This window comes from Cryobacterium arcticum (genome assembly GCF_001679725.1).
GTDB classification, from domain to species: domain Bacteria; phylum Actinomycetota; class Actinomycetes; order Actinomycetales; family Microbacteriaceae; genus Cryobacterium; species Cryobacterium arcticum_A.
This window is the reverse complement of the sequence record NZ_CP016282.1, coordinates 3,295,021-3,313,350: the sequence shown is the minus strand read 5'-3', so window position 1 is coordinate 3,313,350 and position 18,330 is coordinate 3,295,021. Positions and strand designations below refer to the sequence as shown.

General features: G+C 64.6%; 16 protein-coding genes. 13 read left to right on the top strand and 3 right to left on the bottom strand.

Annotated features, from left to right (window positions below; all coding sequences use genetic code 11):
* The first annotated feature begins 84 nt into the window (after positions 1–84).
* The 9 genes from tuf to PA27867_RS15010 all read left to right on the top strand — a co-directional run bounded on the left by tuf (position 85) and on the right by PA27867_RS15010 (position 9,370).
* A complete protein-coding gene (gene tuf, locus PA27867_RS15050; RefSeq protein ID WP_066597682.1) occupies positions 85–1,278 on the top strand; it encodes an elongation factor Tu in 1,194 nt (397 codons plus the stop codon).
* Between the two features lie 397 nt (positions 1,279–1,675).
* The gene (locus PA27867_RS15045; protein ID WP_084021214.1) at positions 1,676–2,260 is read left to right on the top strand and encodes an Lrp/AsnC family transcriptional regulator; all 585 of its coding nucleotides are present in this window, start codon (positions 1,676–1,678) and stop codon (positions 2,258–2,260) included.
* Between the two features lie 159 nt (positions 2,261–2,419).
* Positions 2,420–3,304 carry a GNAT family N-acetyltransferase gene (locus tag PA27867_RS21105; protein ID WP_066597681.1) on the top strand — a complete coding sequence of 295 codons (885 nt, stop codon included), beginning with the start codon at positions 2,420–2,422 and terminating at the stop codon, positions 3,302–3,304.
* 211 nt (positions 3,305–3,515) lie between these two features.
* Entirely contained in the window at positions 3,516–5,099 is a 1,584-nt protein-coding gene (locus PA27867_RS15035; protein ID WP_066597679.1) for an ABC transporter substrate-binding protein, read from the top strand.
* Between the two features lie 4 nt (positions 5,100–5,103).
* A complete protein-coding gene (locus PA27867_RS15030) occupies positions 5,104–6,180 on the top strand; it encodes an ABC transporter permease (protein WP_236900726.1) in 1,077 nt (358 codons plus the stop codon).
* Complete coding sequence (locus tag PA27867_RS15025; protein WP_084021213.1) at positions 6,177–7,079, top strand: ABC transporter permease; 903 nt, start codon at positions 6,177–6,179, stop codon at positions 7,077–7,079. Before PA27867_RS15030 ends, PA27867_RS15025 begins: the two co-directional genes overlap by 4 nt.
* On the top strand, positions 7,076–7,921 hold the full coding sequence (locus tag PA27867_RS15020; RefSeq protein ID WP_066597677.1) for an ABC transporter ATP-binding protein: 846 nt from the start codon (positions 7,076–7,078) through the stop codon (positions 7,919–7,921). Before PA27867_RS15025 ends, PA27867_RS15020 begins: the two co-directional genes overlap by 4 nt.
* Positions 7,918–8,760, top strand: a complete 843-nt coding sequence (locus tag PA27867_RS15015) for an ATP-binding cassette domain-containing protein (protein ID WP_066597674.1) — start codon at positions 7,918–7,920, stop codon at positions 8,758–8,760. Before PA27867_RS15020 ends, PA27867_RS15015 begins: the two co-directional genes overlap by 4 nt.
* Positions 8,761–9,142: 382 nt before the next feature.
* Complete coding sequence (locus PA27867_RS15010) at positions 9,143–9,370, top strand: antitoxin (RefSeq protein ID WP_066597672.1); 228 nt, start codon at positions 9,143–9,145, stop codon at positions 9,368–9,370.
* Positions 9,371–9,387: 17 nt separating this feature from the next.
* Here PA27867_RS15010 and PA27867_RS15005 read toward each other — a convergent pair whose 3' ends face one another.
* Together PA27867_RS15005 and PA27867_RS15000 are read right to left on the bottom strand one after the other, a co-directional pair.
* Positions 9,388–10,536, bottom strand: coding sequence for an alginate O-acetyltransferase AlgX-related protein (locus PA27867_RS15005; RefSeq protein ID WP_066597671.1), 1,149 nt, complete (start codon positions 10,534–10,536; stop codon positions 9,388–9,390).
* Positions 10,537–10,545: 9 nt separating this feature from the next.
* Positions 10,546–12,021: an MBOAT family O-acyltransferase gene (locus PA27867_RS15000; RefSeq protein ID WP_066597669.1), complete on the bottom strand. Its 1,476-nt coding sequence runs from the start codon at positions 12,019–12,021 to the stop codon at positions 10,546–10,548.
* A 753-nt stretch (positions 12,022–12,774) separates the two neighbouring features.
* On the opposite strand from PA27867_RS15000, the gene PA27867_RS14995 reads away from it, so the two are divergent.
* From PA27867_RS14995 to PA27867_RS14985, 3 genes are all read left to right on the top strand, one after another.
* Positions 12,775–14,529: a glycosyl hydrolase gene (locus tag PA27867_RS14995; protein WP_167550850.1), complete on the top strand. Its 1,755-nt coding sequence runs from the start codon at positions 12,775–12,777 to the stop codon at positions 14,527–14,529.
* A gap of 437 nt (positions 14,530–14,966) precedes the next feature.
* A complete protein-coding gene (locus PA27867_RS14990; protein ID WP_236900725.1) occupies positions 14,967–15,755 on the top strand; it encodes a glycosyltransferase in 789 nt (262 codons plus the stop codon).
* The gene (locus tag PA27867_RS14985; protein ID WP_066597661.1) at positions 15,752–16,717 is read left to right on the top strand and encodes a glycosyltransferase family 4 protein; all 966 of its coding nucleotides are present in this window, start codon (positions 15,752–15,754) and stop codon (positions 16,715–16,717) included. Before PA27867_RS14990 ends, PA27867_RS14985 begins: the two co-directional genes overlap by 4 nt.
* 126 nt (positions 16,718–16,843) lie before the next feature.
* On the opposite strand, the gene PA27867_RS14980 is transcribed toward PA27867_RS14985, so the two are convergent.
* Positions 16,844–17,368, bottom strand: coding sequence for a GtrA family protein (locus PA27867_RS14980; RefSeq protein WP_167550849.1), 525 nt, complete (start codon positions 17,366–17,368; stop codon positions 16,844–16,846).
* Positions 17,369–17,547: 179 nt separating this feature from the next.
* Here PA27867_RS14980 and PA27867_RS14975 point away from each other — a divergent pair, with 179 nt between their 5' ends.
* A complete protein-coding gene (locus PA27867_RS14975; protein ID WP_066597659.1) occupies positions 17,548–18,285 on the top strand; it encodes a polyprenol monophosphomannose synthase in 738 nt (245 codons plus the stop codon).
* The last annotated feature ends 45 nt before the right edge of the window (positions 18,286–18,330 follow it).

The window sequence follows — 18,330 nt, the reverse complement described above, 5'->3', positions numbered from 1 at the left end:
AGTAACATAAGTACACAAATCCAGCAGTTCCACCGGGCGTAAACCAACGTCCGGTGGAGCCGAGAGTCCTGAGGAGGACCCACAGTGGCCAAGGCCAAGTTCGAGCGGACCAAGCCGCACGTAAACATCGGAACGATCGGTCACGTTGACCACGGAAAGACCACGCTGACTGCAGCGATCTCCAAGGTCCTTGCCGACACGTACCCGTCCAAGACCAACGTTCAGCGCGACTTCGCGTCGATCGACTCTGCTCCGGAAGAACGCCAGCGCGGTATCACGATCAACATCTCGCATGTTGAGTACGAGACCGAGAAGCGTCACTACGCACACGTCGACGCTCCCGGCCACGCTGACTACATCAAGAACATGATCACCGGTGCTGCTCAGATGGACGGCGCGATCCTCGTGGTTGCCGCTACTGACGGCCCGATGGCTCAGACCCGTGAGCACGTTCTGCTCGCCAAGCAGGTCGGCGTGCCGTCCCTGCTCGTCGCGCTGAACAAGTCCGACGCGGTCGACGACGAAGAGATCCTTGAGCTCGTTGAGCTCGAGGTTCGCGAACTGCTCTCCAGCCAGGGCTTCGATGGCGACAACGCCCCCGTCGTTCAGGTTTCCGCCCTCAAGGCGCTCGAGGGTGACCCCAAGTGGGTTGCAAAGATCCTCGAGCTCATGCAGGCAGTGGATGACTACTTCCCGGAGCCCGTCCGCGACAAGGACAAGCCCTTCCTGATGCCGATCGAGGACGTCTTCACGATCACCGGTCGTGGAACTGTCGTCACCGGCCGCGCCGAGCGTGGAACCCTCAAGATCAACTCCGAGGTCGAGGTTGTCGGCATCCGCCCGACCATCAAGACCACGGTCACTGGTATCGAGATGTTCCACAAGCAGCTCGACGAGGCATGGGCCGGCGAGAACTGTGGTCTTCTTCTTCGTGGCACCAAGCGCGAAGACGTCGAGCGCGGCCAGGTTGTCGTCAAGCCGGGTTCGGTTACGCCGCACACCGACTTCGAGGGCACCGCGTACATCCTGTCAAAGGATGAGGGTGGGCGTCACAACCCGTTCTACGCGAACTACCGCCCGCAGTTCTACTTCCGCACCACCGACGTCACCGGCGTCATCACGCTGCCCGAGGGCACCGAGATGGTCATGCCCGGCGACACGGTTGAAATGACCGTCGCGCTGATCCAGCCGATCGCCATGGAAGAGGGCCTCGGCTTCGCTATCCGTGAAGGTGGCCGCACCGTCGGCGCCGGAACCGTCATCAAGGTTCTCAAGTAATTCAGTAGTACTCCCGGCGGCTCGTTGATCGAGCTTGTCGAGAAACAACAGGGTCGGTCCTTCGGGACCGACCCTGTTGTCGTTAACCCCCGCCCGTCCGGTCGGGATCTCGACAAGCTCGATCAGCGTATGGGTCGCCCCCCCCCATCCCGTCGGTCGAGCCCAGCGCGCGGGCGCGCCCGTCTCGGTGGTCGAGCTTGTCGAGACCTCGTGGGCTGGTCTCGCGTCGCGGGTCGGGATCTCGACGAGCTCGATCAGCGCATGCGTCGCCCCCCGTCCCGTCGGTCGAGCCTGTCGAGACCCGGTCAGACAATTTCACCCCCAGCCTCCGCATCGCTAGCCGATGTGTCTACTATTTGGGTATGACGCTAGACAAACCGACAGACCGGCACCGCTGATGGCCGACCTGCCCGACCCCGAGTCGTCGCGGCCGGCCAAGCCGACCCTGGACTCCGTCGACCTGCACATCCTCCGGGAGCTCCGCGAGAACGGCCGCATCTCCATGGCGGCCCTGGCCGAAAAGATCAACCTGTCCCGCGCCAGCGCGTACAACCGCGTCGAGCTGCTCACGCGCGCCGGCGTGATCACCGGCTTCAGCGCCCGCATCGACCCGCGCCTGGTGGGCCTGGACATCTGCGCCCTGGTGTTCGTCACCGTGCACCCGCAGATGTGGAAGTCGTTCCGGGACGCCCTGCAGGGCATGCCCGACGTGGAGTACTGCTCCATCACCACCGGCGAGCACGACGCCATGATGCTCATCCGGGCCGCGGACGTCAGCAGCGTGCACGAATTCGTCACCGGGGTCGTCGCCATCCGCCCCGAGATCAAGGCCGTCGTGAGCGTCGTCGTGCTCGACGAGGTGATCCGCAAACCGTACCTGCTGCCCAGCGACATCCCACAGCGCCCGCAGCAGGCCGAACGGCTCGGCATGACCCGCTGGACCCGGCCCGCCGCCGAACGGGAATCGCTCCCCAGACAGTGAACCCCACCGGCGGCCCCCGCCACCCGGCCGGCCCAATCGTCTAACGCGGCCCGGCCGGGGAACCCGCCGGAATGGACAGAACCGGCACCTCCGCGGCCGGCACGCCAAGGTCGTCCAGCGGCCCCACGGCGCCCCGCGCGCGCAGTCTAGGCTCGGGGCGTGATCTGGACCTTCGACTACCCGCTCCGCACCGAGCGGCTCCTCCTGCGCCCGCACACGCTCGACGACCTCGACGACCTCCTCCTCTTCCACGGCGACCCCGACGTCACCCGGTACATCCCCTGGCCGGTGCGCGACCGCGCCGCCACCCTCGCCGCGCTCACCGCCAAACTGCAGCAGACGGATGCGCGCACCGCCGGCGATTGGATCGTCCTCGCCATCGAAGAGGCCGGCACCGTCATCGGCGAGATCCTGCTCAAGCGCACGTCCGACACCACGGCCGAGCTCGGCTACGTCCTCGCCGCCTCCGCACAGGGACGCGGTCTCGCTACCGAGGCCGCCGGTCACCTGCTGCAGGCCGCCGAACGCCGTTTCGGGGTCACCGCCGTCGAGGCCGTCGTCGAGGCGCCCAACGCCGCATCCGCCCGCGTGCTCAACCGCCTGGGCTTCACCCCCACCGTCTCCGCCCACCCGCCCCTGCTGTCGTTCCGACGGCTCAGCCTCGCCCCGAAAGAACCGGTTCCCATGCCTGCACCCGCCGCCGATCGTCCCCTCCAGCTCGACGGACTCAGCTTCCACATGATCTCCTCCACCGCCAGCGACGTGAGCGCGGAGGCCCCCACCCGGTTCCTCTACCGCCAGGACGGCACCCTGGTCTGGGGCGACTACACCGGCGACACCGTCACCCAGGGCCGCATGGTGGGCCGGATCGTCGACGACCGCATCGAGATCAGCTTCGCCCACGCCCTCGTCGCCGATGGGTCCGTCGTGATGGGTTCGGCCGTGAGCGTGGCCGAAGTGCGCGACGACGGCCTGGTCTACCTGGTCGAGGAATTCGAGAAGAACGGCCAGACCCACCAGAGTGTGTGCGTCCAGGTCGTGTAACACGCCCGAAACACGAGCATTCGTCTTATCGCCGCGCGCGCGTCGTCGGCTCTTGTAGACGTTCTGCCAACGATCGCCGGTGCCGCCGGAGCAATGTCCGGGCACCGCCGGTTCCGTTGGACAGATCGTCGGGCGATGTGGCAATCTCATCTAAACCGTCCGCGGTTGCTTGTTGCGACACTTTGACCCGTTTCATTCCAGGAGGCACTTCGTGCGTACGTCCCCCCGCTACACCGGCATCGCGATCGGCGCCGTCGCGGCGCTCCTGCTGGCCGGCTGCTCCGGCGGCAACTCCGCGCAGAACACCGACGACGCCTCCGGCGGATCCGTCGTGATCGACGCCGCGTTCTCGATCGAAACCGCCGACCCGGGCAACACCTACGACCCCACCGGCAACATGGTCGCCAAGGCGCTCTACGAGACCCTCGTCGACTTCAAGGGATCCGACGTCACCACGCCCATCCCCGGCCTGGCCGACTGGACCCAGAACGACGCCGCCACCGAGTTCACCTTCACCCTCGACGACGGCCGGGTGTTCTCCGACGGCAGCCCCATCACCGCCGACGACGTGGTGTTCTCCCTGCAGCGCATCCAGGGCATGGCCGACGCCAAGCCCGCCTTCCTGCTCGCCGGGGTGACCATCGAGAAGGTCGACGAGAAGACCATCAAGTTCACCACCGAAACCCCGCTGCTGCAGCTGCCCGCGATCCTCGCGAACCCGGCGCTGGGCATCGTGAACTCCAAGGTCGTGGAGAAGAACGGCGGCGCCACCGACGGCACCGACACCGCGCAGGCGTTCCTCGACGGCGAGTCCGCCGGCTCCGGCCCCTTCGTGCTCGACTCGCTCGACCTCACCTCGCAGGTCGTGCTCACCCGCAACGCCGAGTACAACGGCGACGAAGAGGCCTCCTACGACCGCGTCGTGATCCGCAACGTCACCGAGAGCGCCACCCAGAAGATCAACCTCGAGGGCGGCGACACCATGGTCGCCATGGACCTCAACGGCGACCAGGTCTCCAACCTCGCCGACAACCTCACCGTCGCGTCGGTGCCGTCCGCGCAGACGATCTTCCTCCTGGTCAACCAGAACGCCACCGTGGGCGGCGTCACCGCCAACCCCAAGTTCGCCGAGGCCGTGCGTTACGCGCTCGACTACGACGCCCTGCTCGAACTGGCCGGTACCGGTGCCTCCGAGGCCACCGGCGTGATCCCGCCCTCCTTCGCCGGCGCCCTGGCCGACGGCGTCAAGCAAGACCTCGCTGCCTCGACCGCCGCCCTCACCGCCTCCGGCTACACCGGTGAGACCGTGCGCCTGCAGTACCCGAACGACTACCCGGTCGGCGGCGTCGAGTTCACCCCGCTCGCCGAGCGTGTGCAGGCCCAGCTGAAGGATGCCGGCATCAACGTGGAACTGGCGCCCGCGCCGTTCACCACCGAGATCGACCCCTACGTGAACGGCACCGAGGCGTTCAGCATGTGGTTCTGGGGCCCGGACTACGCCGACACGGCTAACTTCCTGCCCTTCGCTCCCGGCCTCAAGGTCGGCCTCCGCGCCGGCTGGACCGCCGAAGCGAACCCGGAGATCGCCGACCTCGCCATGCAGGCCGCCGCCGCGACCGACCCCGACACCCGTGAGGCAATCTTCACCGACTTCGCCACCGCGATGCAGAAGGACGGCCCATTCGTTCCCCTGATCGTGCCCGGCTCGAACATCGCCACGGCCAAGACCGTCACCGGCGCCGTGTACAACGCGGTGTGGACGATGGACATCGCCGAGTTGAGCCCCACGAGCTGACCGCGTGACCCTGGACAAAACTGACGCTCGTCCGAGCCGGCGTAGCAGCAGGAAGGCGACGTCCCCCCTCGCCTCCTACCTGCTGCGCCGGCTCGGCACCTCGGTGCTGCTGCTGCTCGGCGTGACCATCGTCACGTTCGCCCTCACCAACCTCGTGCCCGGTGATCCCATCACCGCGGCACTGGGCGAGGGCGCCTCGAACAACCCCGCCACCGTCGCCGCGTACGTGGAACGGTACGGACTCGATCAGCCGCTGCCCGTGCAGTACCTCACCTACCTCGGCAACCTCCTGCAGGGCGATCTGGGCCGCTCGCTCACCACCGGCCGGGCGGTCACCGCCGACCTGGCCGTCGCGGTGCCGGCCACGATCGAGATCGCGATCGGCGCCATCCTGGTCAGCCTGGTCGTGAGCGTGGCCCTCGGCACCCTGGCCGCCTACCGCCGCGGCCTCGTCACCGACCAGGTGGTGCGGGTCGTGTCGCTTATCGGGCTGAGCGTGCCGACGTTCTGGCTTGCCCTCGTGGCGTTCAACCTCTTCTTCCTGCAGCTGGGCATCGCGCCGGGCTCCGGGCGGCTCTCCCCGCAGCTGAGCCCGCCACCCACCGTCACCGGGTTCTACACCCTCGACTTCCTGCTCAACGGCGACAGCGTGGGCTTCGTGGATGCGATGGCCCACCTGGCATTACCGGTGTTCGTGCTCTCCCTGTTCACCGTGGGCCTGCTCACCCGGTTCATCCGCACCTCGGTGCTCGAGGTACTCGACCAGGACTACGTGCGCGCCGCCCGCGCCAAGGGGCTCAGCGGCACCCGGGTCGTGCTCGACTACGTGCTGCGCGGCGCCTCCCTGCCGATCCTCACCGTGGTGGGCATCGCGTTCGGGTCGCTGCTCTCCGGCACTGTGCTCGTCGAGGCCGTGTTCGCCTGGCCGGGCCTGGGCACCTACGCCTACAACTCCGCCACCAGCCTGGACCTGCCCGGCGTCATGGGCGTGGGCCTGGTCGTGGGCGTCATCTACCTCCTGGTCAACTTCGTGGTGGACCTGCTGTACGGATTCCTCGACCCGAGAGTGAGGCTCGGATGATCCGCCGCCGACGCATCCCGATCCCACGCGCCTGGGTGAGCCCGCTCGCCATCATCGGTGTGGTCATCGCCGTCGCCTGGGTGCTCATCGCGGTCACCGCACCGCTCTGGATTCCCTACGCGCCCAACGCGCAGGTGCTGCCGCGCCTGCAGGCGCCCGGCATCGACACCCTGATGGGCACAGACTCCGTCGGCCGCGACGTGTTCTCCCGGCTGATGAGCGGCGCGAGCGTCACCATCCCGCTCGCCCTGGCCCTCGTGGCCGTGTCGCTCATCATCGGCACCACCCTCGGCGCCGTCGCCGGGTACTTCGGCGGTTGGGTCGACGAGGTGCTGATGCGCCTCACCGACCTGGTCATGGCGTTCCCCACGGTGATCCTGGCCATGGTCATCGCCGCCTCCCTCGGCCCGTCGCTGTTCAACGCCGTGCTCGCCGCCATCGTGGTGTCGTGGCCCGCCTACGCCCGGGTGAGCCGCAGCCTGGTGCTCAGCCTCCGCCAGCAGAACTACGTCATCGCCGGCCGGCTGCTCGGCTTTAGCCCGGTACGGTCGCTGCTCACCGACATCCTGCCCAACATCGCCGGCCCCGTGGTCGTGCTCGCGACCCTCGACGTGGGAACCGCCATCCTGCTGCTCAGCGGGCTGTCGTTCCTCGGCCTGGGCGCCCAACCGCCCACCGCCGAATGGGGCTCCATGATCTCCAGCGCCATCCAGAACTTCGACGCCTGGTGGATCGGCGTTTTCCCGGGCCTGGCCATCCTCACCGTGGTGCTCGCATTCAACTTCATCGGCGACTCGCTGCGCGACATCCTCGACCCGGTGTCCGGCGGGGCGCGGGAAGCGGCCGCCGCCCTCCCGGTCACGCCCGGGCAGCCGGCCGCACGGGAGGCCGTCGTATGAGCGCGCCCGTGCTGCAGATCGACGGCCTGACCATCAATTTCGGGTCCACCGCCGTCGTGCGCGGCGTCTCCCTCGACCTGCACGCCGGCCGGGTGCAGGGCCTGGCGGGGGAGTCCGGCTCGGGCAAGACGGTCACCGCGATGTCGGTGCTCGGGCTGCTGCCTCGCACCGCGACCGTCGCCGGGTCCATCCGGCTCGGTGACACTGAGATCGTCGGCCTCCGCCGGCGTGAGCTCAGCGCGGTACGCGGCCGCCGGGTGGCGATGGTCTTCCAAGACCCGTCGGCGAGCCTGCACCCGCAGCTCACCGTCGGTCACCAGCTCACCGACCACGTGCGCCGCCACCTCAAACTCAGCAAGGCCGCCGCCCGCAGCCATGCGGTCGAGCTGCTCACCCGGGTGCGGGTTCCTGACCCCGAGAATGCGCTCAAACGCTACCCGCACCAGTTCTCCGGCGGCCAACGGCAGCGCATCGCCATCGCGATCGCGCTCGCCTGCGACCCTGAGGTGCTGCTGGCCGATGAGCCGACCACCGCGCTCGACGTCACCGTGCAGGCCGGCATCCTGCACCTGCTGCGCGACCTGGCCATCGAACGCAACCTGGCCGTGCTGCTGGTCACCCACGACCTCGGTGTGATGAGCGCCATCGCCGACGACGTGGCGGTGATGCGCCACGGCCTCATCGTGGAATCCGGCACCCGCGAGCAGATCTTCCTCGCGCCCACCCACGAGTACACCCGGGCGCTGCTGGCTGCGATGCCCGACTCGGCGCCCGCGGTGCGCGCTGCCGCCGGCACGGATGCGTCCGCCCTCGATTTCCCCGACGAAGAAGGCACCTCATGAGCGCACTGCTCACCATCGATGACCTCGTCGTCGAGTACCCCGGCCGCGTCACCGTGCGCGCCGTCGACGGCATCGAACTGTCAATCATGCCCGGCGAGGTACTCGCCCTCGTCGGCGAGAGCGGATGCGGCAAGTCCAGCACCGCCCGGGCGGTCGTGGGCATGGAACGGCCCCAGTCCGGTTCCGTGCGCTACCGCGGCGACGCCGTTCCGCCGCTCGGCCTGCGCCGCCGGCCGCACCGGTTCACGGCCATGCAGATGGTCTTCCAAGACCCCAACTCCTCCCTCAACCCGCGCAAACGGGTCGGCGCGCAGATCGCGGACGGCATCGCCGCGGCCGTGGCGCGCGGCGCCGCCGGCTCCACCCCGGGGGAGTGGATCGAAGCGGTGGGCCTGAGCAGTAGCCTCCTCAACCGGTTCCCGCACCAGTTCTCCGGCGGCCAGCGGCAGCGCATCGCCATCGCCCGGGCGTTGGCCGCCCGGCCCGACCTCATCGTCGCCGACGAGCCAATCTCCGCCCTGGACGCCTCCAGCCAGGCCGCCGTCGCCGGCCTGATGCGCCGGCTCTGCCTCGACGCCGGCGCGGGCATGCTGTTCATCTCGCACGACCTCTCGGTGGTGCGGGTGATCGCCGACCGCACCGCGGTGATGTACCGCGGCAAGATCGTGGAGTCCGGCCGCAGCGAAACCATCTGGTCCGACCCGATGCACCCGTACACGCAGGCCCTGCTCTCGGCCATCCCGCATCCCGACGGCCGCGGCATCCTGCCCGCCGCCCCCGACCTCGAGGCCCCCGCCGCCTGGTCCACCCCCCTCCCCAAAGCCCTCAACCGCCCCTAGCCCCGCCCGCCAAAATCCGACCTGCGAGTCGCGCCCCCACGCCGGTCAAACCCGTCGAGCCCCCCCCCGCAACCCAATCTGCGAATCGCGCCCATCACGTCGGTCGAGCTTGTCGAGACCCCGCAAGCCAATCTGCGTATCGCGCCCATCCCGTCGGTCGAGCCTGTCGAGACCCCGCTGGCCGACCTGCATGTCGCGCCCATCCCGTCGGTCGAGCCTGTCGAGACCCCGCTGGCCGACCTGCGAATCGCCCCCACACGTCGGTCGAGCCCGTCGAGCCCCCGCACCCCACTCTGCGAATCGCCCCCACACGCCGGTCGAGCTTGTCGAGACCCCGCAACCCGATCTACCCTCTATAAAACGCCCCAGATCGGAGACCCCCATGAACCTCAACGACATCACCCGCAAGGCCCAGGACTTCCTCAAGACCGAAAAGGGCGAGTCCGTCTCCGACAAGGTCCTCGACGGCGCGGCCGACGTGGCGAACAAGGTCACCGGCAACAAGCACGCCGACAAGATTCAGAACGCCCGCGACACCGCCGACAAGCACCTGGGCCGCAACGACGGCACGCCCGGTACCGGCAGCACCCCGCCCGCCGACCGGAAGTAACCCCGCCCCGCAGCGGTTTACTGCAGCGTCGCCGTCAGCGACGGCCACTCGCCGGTGCCGCTGTAGCGCTCCACCCGTTCCACGATCACCCGGTCGTAGTCTCCGGCCTGCTCCCATTCCTCCAGGTCGGTCATCGTCACATCGGCGAAGAAGTTCGACAGCTGCGTGGGCATCTGGTGCAGCAGGAACGAGTCGCCGATGAGCAGCGTGCGCCCCTGAATCAGGGGCTTCGTCGCCGACGTCGAGGTGTAATGGTACTGCGAGGTGCCGGCGGCACCCTTGGTAGTCTCCAGCCGGGTGGTTACGCCGGGCCGCGCGAACGACGCAGTGGATGCGTGGTCGATGTCGTCCACGCCCATCATCCGGTTCAGGTCACCGACGTACGCGACGGGCTTCCCCTTCACCGGGTTGGTGAGATCATCCAAGATCGCAGGCGGCGCCTGCCCGTCGGCGACCAGCCGGTTCATCAACGCGTGGCTGAGCGCCATCGAGCCGGATGCGCTCCAGTGCGTGTCATTCCACAGGTACGCGGGCGAGTCCGGGGTGTCCAACGCGGCCACGTCATCCCACAGGGCGATGAACGGTAACCCGCCTTCGGCTTCCCAGGTCTCGAAGTGACTGCGCACGAAATCGCTGCAACGCAGCAGATCGGGCGAAACATCCAAGACCGGCCCACGGCGAATGGAGGTCTTGTCCGGCGCCACCGTGAACAACACGTACTTGCCGGCCGCGGTCATCTCGGCCTGATCCTGCTCCAGGCCGCTTTTCACCACCGCCAGGGACTCCTCGGTCTCCCGGCACGGGCGGGCCAGGTCCTCCACGAAGAACGGTTCCCGGTTGCTGCCGATCAGCACGGTCGACGTGGGGCTCCGCCCCAGACCGTGCACGGACAGGTCGCCTAGGCTCTCCGAGACCGCCGCTTGCGCGCCCAGCCGGTCCCGCAGGGCCGCGTCGATGCCCCGGTAGGTGGATGTCTCAGCCAACGCGTCCGCGGAAAGCACCGGGAAGGCCATCGGTTCCCGGTTCTGGGCCCCGGCGGTGTTGCCGGGCACCAGCCAGATGGCCAGCAGTCCCACGCAGAACACGGCCATCAGGGCGGTCAGCGCCCAGCGCTGCCAGCCGCGCGGCTCGGTGCTGGCGGCGGGGGAGAGGTCGGTGTCGGTCACGGATGCGCCTTAGAACTGGAAGTACAGGAACGGACTGAAGTCGGAGTGCAGCACCATCGCCAGGGTGACCACGAGGGCCAGCGGCACGAGCACCAGCGCGTTCTTCCACCGGAACGCGGTCAGGGTGCCCGGTTCGGACTGGCCGAAGACGGTCTGGAAGCCGGTGCGTTTCGCCGGCATCACGAAGCTGAGCGCCCCCACGACGAGGGCACCAATCGTGAACGGGGTGAGCGTGGCGAACAGGCCCGGCGACATGAAGTCCCACGGTCCGCCGAGCATCGCCTGCCAGATGTCCACGCTGGTGTGCAGCTCGAGTGCCCGGAACGGCACCCACGCGGCGATCACGAACAGCAGGGTCAGCGCGCGCCGCAGCACCACGAAGGACCGCACCTTGCGCAGCCCGGTCACCCGCTCAAACAGCAACGCCAGCGAGTGCAGCCCGCCCCAGATCAGGAACCCGGCCAGGGCGCCGTGCCAGAGCGACGTCAGCAGGAAGACCAGCAGCAGCGCGCCGTACTCCACCCAGACTCCGCGGCGGTTGCCGCCGAGGGGGATGTAGACGTAGTCGCGGAACCAGGTGGTGAGGGTGATGTGCCAGCGGCGCCAGAAGTCGGTGATGTTGCCCGCGGTGTACGGCGACCGGAAGTTCTCCGGAAACCGGAACCCGAACATCTGCGCCAGACCGATGGCCATGTCGGAGTACCCACTGAAGTCGAAGTAGATTTGCAGCGCGTAGGCCACGGCGCCCAGCCAGGCCCCGGTACCCGACATCAGGGTGGGGTTCGCCGCGTTGTCGAACATGGCGTTGGCCACTACGCCGCAGTTGTCGGCGATGAGCACCTTTTTCGACAGACCCCAGGTGAACCGGGTGATGCCGTAGCCCATCTGCCGCACGGTAATCCGGCGCACGGCCGTGATCTGCGCGCCGATCTCGGAGTACCGCACGATGGGGCCGGCGATCTGGTGCGGGAACACGAACAGGTAGAGCAAGTACGACGGGAACGACGTCGTCAGCGGCCGGCCGGCCCGGGCCGAGTCGATCACGAACGACAGGGCGTGGAAGGTGAAGAAGGAGATGCCGAGGGGGAGTGCCCAGGTGTTCGCCCCCAGGGTTGTCAGCGCGGAGGAGACCCGCGGGATCTCCAGCGTCGCCACCTGCGGCAGGTACTTGAACGCCACCAACGGCACCAGGATGATCAGCAGCGTGATGAAGGACGGAATGGTGATCTTGCGGGCTTCCCCGCCCGGCACCGCGTCCCGGCGCTGCCGCCGCAGAATGAGCCACGCGATGTACGCGCCGCCGAAGCTGGACAGGCTCACGAACAGAATCGCCAGAATCGCGCTGCCGGCACCCCACAGATAGAACAGGATGCTCGCGGCCAGCAACCAGGTGTTCCGCCACCGTGACGCCACGGGAATGGCGTGGTACACCAACAGCGTGATCGGTAGAAAGAGGAACAGGAAGGTAGGGCTGGAGAAGACCACGAAGAACAGACCGCCAATAGGATCACGGCTTCTGGGCAACACACGCTGCCGGCCGGAGTGCAACTCACTCTCGAGGCAATGGACCTGCCCCGGGCTCAGCCTAAAGGGCATGTCGTCGCCGTCGCCGAGCGACGCGGCTAGATTCTTGCCCCCATTCGGGGCGAGCATTCTGCGTCATCGCGCGCATAGGCTCCGGCAGCGGACTCCGCGCTACTGGTGATTGTGCGGCGGTCTACCTGTGGCAGGTGCGGAGTATGAATGGCGTGTGGCCTAGGCTGGAACGGCCGGGGCTCACAGGGGGAGCGATCAGCTGGTGCACGGAAATTCGGGTGCCACCGCAATAACCTCTGGGGGGACGCACCGCGAATGACTTCAACACAGCCAGCCAAACGCCGACGGTCGGGATTGCCTCCACTAAGAACTCGAACGTGGTGGATCGTGGGCGTTGGGGGCGCGCTCGCGCTCTCCCTGACTGGCCTTCTGGTTTTCGGTCCCTGGCTGCATGGTGAACCTAGCGCGCCGGCCGACACAGCGAAGCCGGCGGAGCCTGCAGCGGAACCGGTCTTGCCGGACGCTCCGACAGCGACGGTGCTGGCCGCTTTCTCAGACTGGAGCGAGTCGGGAACGGATGACCTAGGCGCTAAGTTCCTTGCCGAGGCAGGGGTCGCGGACAATGGCGGAGTCTCACTTCGGGTAGAGAGTGCCACTCCCTCGGATAACCCCGTCCATCGGTCACTCACCCAAACGATTGCGGTGCAGCCAGAGACCGAGTATGACCTGAGCGCACAAATAAGGTCTGTCGAGTATGGCGACGATACCCCGGCTCCGGCTGCAGACGTCTCGATCCAGATGGGCGGTCAAACCGTGGCTCAGCTAGAGCCGACGCCGGGGGAATGGTCAACGACGAAATGGGCCTACAAGACGGGCCCGGGCGAGACGACCGTGTTGCTTGAACTTCTGGTCGCCGGTCCCACCGACGCGCTTCAAATCGACGAACTCTCGATGACGTCGGCAACGGTAGCTGACAATGCCGTGCTCAACAGTTCATTCGAAACTTACGAGGCGCCCACGCAGATCGCGAATGAGTCATTGATTCTTGAGAGCGAGAAAGCAGCTCTCAGTGTCGCTTGGCGGACCGATCAAATCGCATGGACCGTCACGAAACCGTCTGGAGAAGTTGCTGCCGAGGGCGAAGTCTCCACTAGCAATGGGCTCGGCGTTGTCGATCTGAAGAGTCTTGCTCAGGGATACTATTTGGTCGCGTTGGCCAGTGTGCAGAATCCTGGCGACATGATCAATACAACCATCGCTGTTCTTGATCCCACCGAAGTTTCCTTTGATGACCGTTTCGGGATCGGCGTTCACTTTAGCCACCAGGTCCGGGACACGGCCCCACAGGTCGCGCGTCAAATCGGCTTTGGAAACATGCGCACAGACGCGACGTGGTCGTACGTTGAGAAGTCTCGAGGCGAGTACACCTTCCGAGCTGACGAGACTGCTGAGATGAACGCCTACGCCAGCGAAGGCATGGCGATCCTCCCTATCAGTGATTACGGCAACGACCTGTACGACGGAGGGCGCACGCCCAGCAGTCCCGAGGCGATTGAGGCGTTTGCAAACTACACCGACGCCATGGTCACTCACCTCAATGCCCCTTCGGTTGAGATCTACAACGAGTTCAATAATCCGCCTATGAATACCAGCGCCTGCGGCTCCAACGCCACGTGCTATTTGCCTCTTCTGGAAGCCAGCTATAACAAGGTGAAGGCTACAAACCCGGGAGTCAACGTCGTGGGACCGTCGATCGCACATAATGACGACGCCTGGCTGACCGAGCTTTACCAGGCGGGCGGCTTGAAGTACCTCGATGCAGTCAGTTTTCATCCGTACGACTATGGCTATTCCGGAGACCCGGAATTCCTAGTGGATAGCTTGCAACAGGCCGAGAACCGTATTAAGGAATACAACGGCGGGGTCGAAAAGCCAATCTGGCTGACCGAACTTGGTTGGTCAACCGCATCGCTTGGCGAAGACGCGCAGGCGAAGTTCCTGGTGAGGGCGGAAACCATCGCGCTGGCAAACAACGTTGAGAAGTACTTCTGGTACGACCTGGTGAACGACCAAACCAACCCGACTGACCATGAAGGAAACTTCGGGTTGGTGAAGCAGGCCACCGACGCAGTACCCGCCCTTCCCCCGAAACCTGCCGGGATGGCTCAGGCCCTTCTCATCAGGAAAGTTGCCGGCAAGGATTTCACGGTTCGTGATGAGGTAGGCGCATCCACGTACTCATACGCCTTCGGCGAGGGTAAGGACGCAAGCCGAGTGGCGTGGTCTCCAACTCCCGCCTCCGTCTCGTACAAGACGACAGGGGCTCTCACACTGACCTCCCTGAGCGGAGACGTCACAGTGGTCCAGTCCGTGGACGGGATGGTGAACATTCAGCTCACAGACGTGCCGATCTTCATTGAGGGAGCAGTGACGGCGGTTTCCGCAGTCACGCCGTAGCGCCCCTAAGCGGACAATCATACGAAGCCGGCGGTTCTCGGCAGGTTCCTGTCTGCCGATATCGTTAGTCAGCACTGCGCCGAGCCGGCTCAGCCAGGTTCGGGGCTACCCCAAATAGGAGATGTTTCATGAGCGGCGTCATCGTGCACGAGTGGCTCGCGACGAATGGCGGGTCAGAGAACGTAGTCGAAGTCCTTGCTTCGATATACCCTGATGCGCCTATCGTCTCTCTCTGGGAAGACCTCCCATCGCGCTTTCGAAGTGGACGAGTTACAGAAACTTGGTTGTCGAAGACCCCTTTGCGGCACCACAAGGCGCTGGCATTGCCACTTATGCCTCTTGTGTGGAGGGATCTACCCAGAATTGAGGCGGACTGGGTCTTGTGCAGTAGTCACCTTTTCGCGCACCATGCTAGGTTCCGCAAACAGCCTGAAGGAATGCGGAAGTTCGTCTATGTACATACGCCAGCTCGATACATTTGGACTCCCGAGCTGGATGGGCGAGGCAACGGCATCGTCGCCCGAGCCCTTTCGAGGCCACTAAAGGCCTTAGATCGAGGTCGTGCGCAGGAAGCGACGAGCATTGCCGCGAACAGCATGTTTATTCAGAAACGAATATCCGAGGCCTGGGGTCGGGATAGCACGGTCATTTATCCACCCGTGAATGTAGCTGATTTTGCGGCCGACCCATCCGAGCTGCTCACCGACGAAGAGCATGAAGTGTTAAAGGCACTGCCCACCACGTTCATCCTGGGTGCTTCGAGATTCGTTCCGTACAAGCGCCTCGAGGACGCGATTGCGGCAGGCTGGGCGGCAGATCTTCCAGTGGTCTTGGCGGGAGCCGGACCGGACGAGCAGAGACTCCGAGCCGTCGCAGGCCGGCGCCCTGGCACGGTGACGTTCGTAGCTCGACCGTCCTCGGCGATGCTCAACGAACTCTTCAGGCGGGCGCTCGTCTATGTTTTCCCCCCAGTCGAAGATTTTGGCATTATGCCCGTGGAAGTCATGGCAACCGGCACGCCAGTTGTCGCGAATGCAATCGGGGGAGCCGCAGAGAGCGTGCTCCACGGCGTCACTGGTGCTCTGGTTCAGTCCTTCGACAGCACCTCGCTTAAGGAAGCAGTCGAGATCGCAGCAAGTGCCAAGGCGCAAGACTGTATCGAGCGGGCGTGGCAATTCGATGTTGGTGTTTTCGAGGATCGTATTCGGGAGTGGGTAGGCGAATGATTGTCGTGGACACCAGGTGGTCGGGCAGAAACGGAATTGGACGGTACGCCAAGGAAGTGACCGAAAGGTTGGCGCTCGATTGGCAAGAGATCGAGCAGTCTGGCAGCCCGTCATCCCCACTTGATTTCGTCACGAAGTCGCTCAAGATCGAAGGCGACAAGCCCAGGGCGGTTTACTCCCCAGGTTATAACGGGTTTCTAAGAAGCGTTCCGCAAACAATCACCCTCCATGACCTGATCCATCTCGAGGGCCCAGGATCGGCGAAGTACCGCCCCTACTATGATTTCTTCCTGAAGCCCCTGATTAAGAAGAACGGGCACGTGCTGACAGTCTCTGAAACGTCTAAGCGCCACCTGGAGAACTGGATCGACGATTCCGACGTCAGGGTTGTGAACGCAGGAAATGGAAGCTCAGCAGCATTTGCCCATGCGGGCGAAGCTTTTGAATCATCCCGGCCATATTTTCTTTACGTAGGCAACCTTAAGAGCCACAAGAACGTTGAGACAGTCGTGGCGGCGATCGCTCAGATGGGCGAGTTCGATTTCTACGTGGTGACTTCAGAGAAGAACGCCCTTGAGGCGCTCTCAGAGAAGTACGGCGTGACGGACCGCGTCAGACTCTTTTCGAACATTGACGACACGCGCCTGGCGCAGCTGTACAGGGGAGCCCGGGCCACCGTCCAGCCATCTCTGCTTGAGGGATTCGGCCTGCCAGCACTAGAGGCAGCGCTGTGCGGCTGTCCTGTGGTCTTCTTCGACGGTTGCGAAAGTGTTAAGGAGATATGCGCAGGAGGAGGCCGCGCAGTATCCGATTCTGCGGATGTTCGCGAATGGGTGGAAGTCATGTCAGATATCCCGGCGGGGGAGCGGTTTCCCGCGCATGTGATCACCGCTGAGCAATACTCGTGGGACAGAGTTGCTCTTTCGGTCTCGAATCTCCTTGTAGAGCAGCACTTGGCCTAGCGACGCATCGTGGGGCGGCTTCATCCAAGGACCGCTAGAGACACTCCAGCGATTCAGCTGGTGCCTTTCTTAGAGCCAAAGCCCGGCTCCACTTTTGGAGGCTTCGATACCAGTCAGGTGGCCCAGTTACTGGCCCCGTTGCGAGGCTTCAACAGGCACGGGGGCCAGTTCGACAGTTCGTTGTTGCGCGATGCCAGCTCCTTTGCGATGGCTCCCGTAGACCCAGTAACGAAACACCACGAACCGGAAGACTGTGCCGAGCCCGATTCCCATGAAGTTGCCGGAGATGTTGTCCGCAAGAAGTGACGTGAATCCAAGGACGTAATGGGACACGTAGAGGCAGGCGATCTGGAAGAACATTCCGGCGACGGAAACGGCGGCATATTCGAGAAGTTCGAGACCTAGATCCTGGCGGCGGTGCTCACGAAAGGTCCAGAATCGATTCCCCACCCAGTTGAATAGGATCGAAATCGCTGCGGCAATCATGCTGGCGCCGAGTGGGCCTTGAACAAAATCGCCTCCCCCCAATACTCCTGAACGCAGGAGATTGAAGATGCCGACGTTCACCAAGAATCCTGCGCCTCCGACGACGCCAAATTTCAGCGCATATCGTGCTAAGCGGTTCCACACCTTGATCAAGAATTCGGTCACATTCGGCATTTTTACTTATTTCTCTCGATGGCTCGGCAGGCTCAGGAATGTGACCATAGACCCACTCCAAAGGGAAATTGGTTGGGTCTCGAAGTGCTAGCGTGAATAGTTTGGATTGCGAAATTAAAGTGCCATATTCTCAGGACACTCACCGCATCCGAGCCTACCGGGGGAGAACCATGCTGAGTGTCGCCATAGCCATACCGACGTACAACGAGGCCAATAACGTTGAGACGCTATTGGTTCGGATTGCTAAAGAGTGCGCCGAGGAGGGCGATGTCGCGGTGACCATTGCAGTCCTTGACGACTCATCGCCCGATGGAACGGCGCAACTAGTGCGAGATCTTGCGGGAAGGCTGGAGACTGACACGTTTCGAATTCGCGTAATCGTAAAGGCCGATAAGGCGGGGCTCGGAGCAGCGTACGTCAATGGATTTCGAATTCTCGTCAATGAGGGTTTCGATTACATAATGCAGATGGATGCTGATCTGTCCCACGATCCCGCATATCTAAAACAGTTCTTCGAACAAGCCAGAAAAGGAATGGACTTGATCGTGGCTTCTCGATATATTCCTGGAGGCGGTTCGCCGGATTGGAGCCTGTACCGCAGGTTCCTCAGTGCGGGAGGAAACATCTATTCCCGGTTAATGCTCGGCAACAAGCTCACGGATTACACCGGCGGTTACAACATGTACTCGCGTGCTGTTTTGAAATCCGCACGGCCCGAAACAATCACCGCAACGGGCTACGGATTCGTCATAGAGCTCAAGCACCGTGCGCTTCTGGCTTCATCCGCATCCGCGGAAGTACCAATCATCTTCCTTGACCGCACCCAAGGGACGTCAAAGATGCCGGCTGGAACCCTGCTCAAGAACTTCGCGCTCGTTTTTCGGCTGCGATTCGCAAGTGTCAATTAGCCCCCGCCGGTTCAGGGCCCCCGCGCGTCTGAATCGGCTGTGGGA

Coding starts and splice junctions, on each gene's coding strand:
- PA27867_RS15045 (WP_084021214.1), top strand. CDS start 1,676: ATGGCCGACCTGCCCGACCCCGAGTCGTCGCGGCCGGCCAAGCCGACC.
- PA27867_RS15015 (WP_066597674.1), top strand. CDS start 7,918: ATGAGCGCACTGCTCACCATCGATGACCTCGTCGTCGAGTACCCCGGC.
- PA27867_RS14990 (WP_236900725.1), top strand. CDS start 14,967: ATGCGGAAGTTCGTCTATGTACATACGCCAGCTCGATACATTTGGACT.
- PA27867_RS15010 (WP_066597672.1), top strand. CDS start 9,143: ATGAACCTCAACGACATCACCCGCAAGGCCCAGGACTTCCTCAAGACC.
- PA27867_RS14975 (WP_066597659.1), top strand. CDS start 17,548: ATGCTGAGTGTCGCCATAGCCATACCGACGTACAACGAGGCCAATAAC.
- PA27867_RS14985 (WP_066597661.1), top strand. CDS start 15,752: ATGATTGTCGTGGACACCAGGTGGTCGGGCAGAAACGGAATTGGACGG.
- PA27867_RS15020 (WP_066597677.1), top strand. CDS start 7,076: ATGAGCGCGCCCGTGCTGCAGATCGACGGCCTGACCATCAATTTCGGG.
- PA27867_RS15025 (WP_084021213.1), top strand. CDS start 6,177: ATGATCCGCCGCCGACGCATCCCGATCCCACGCGCCTGGGTGAGCCCG.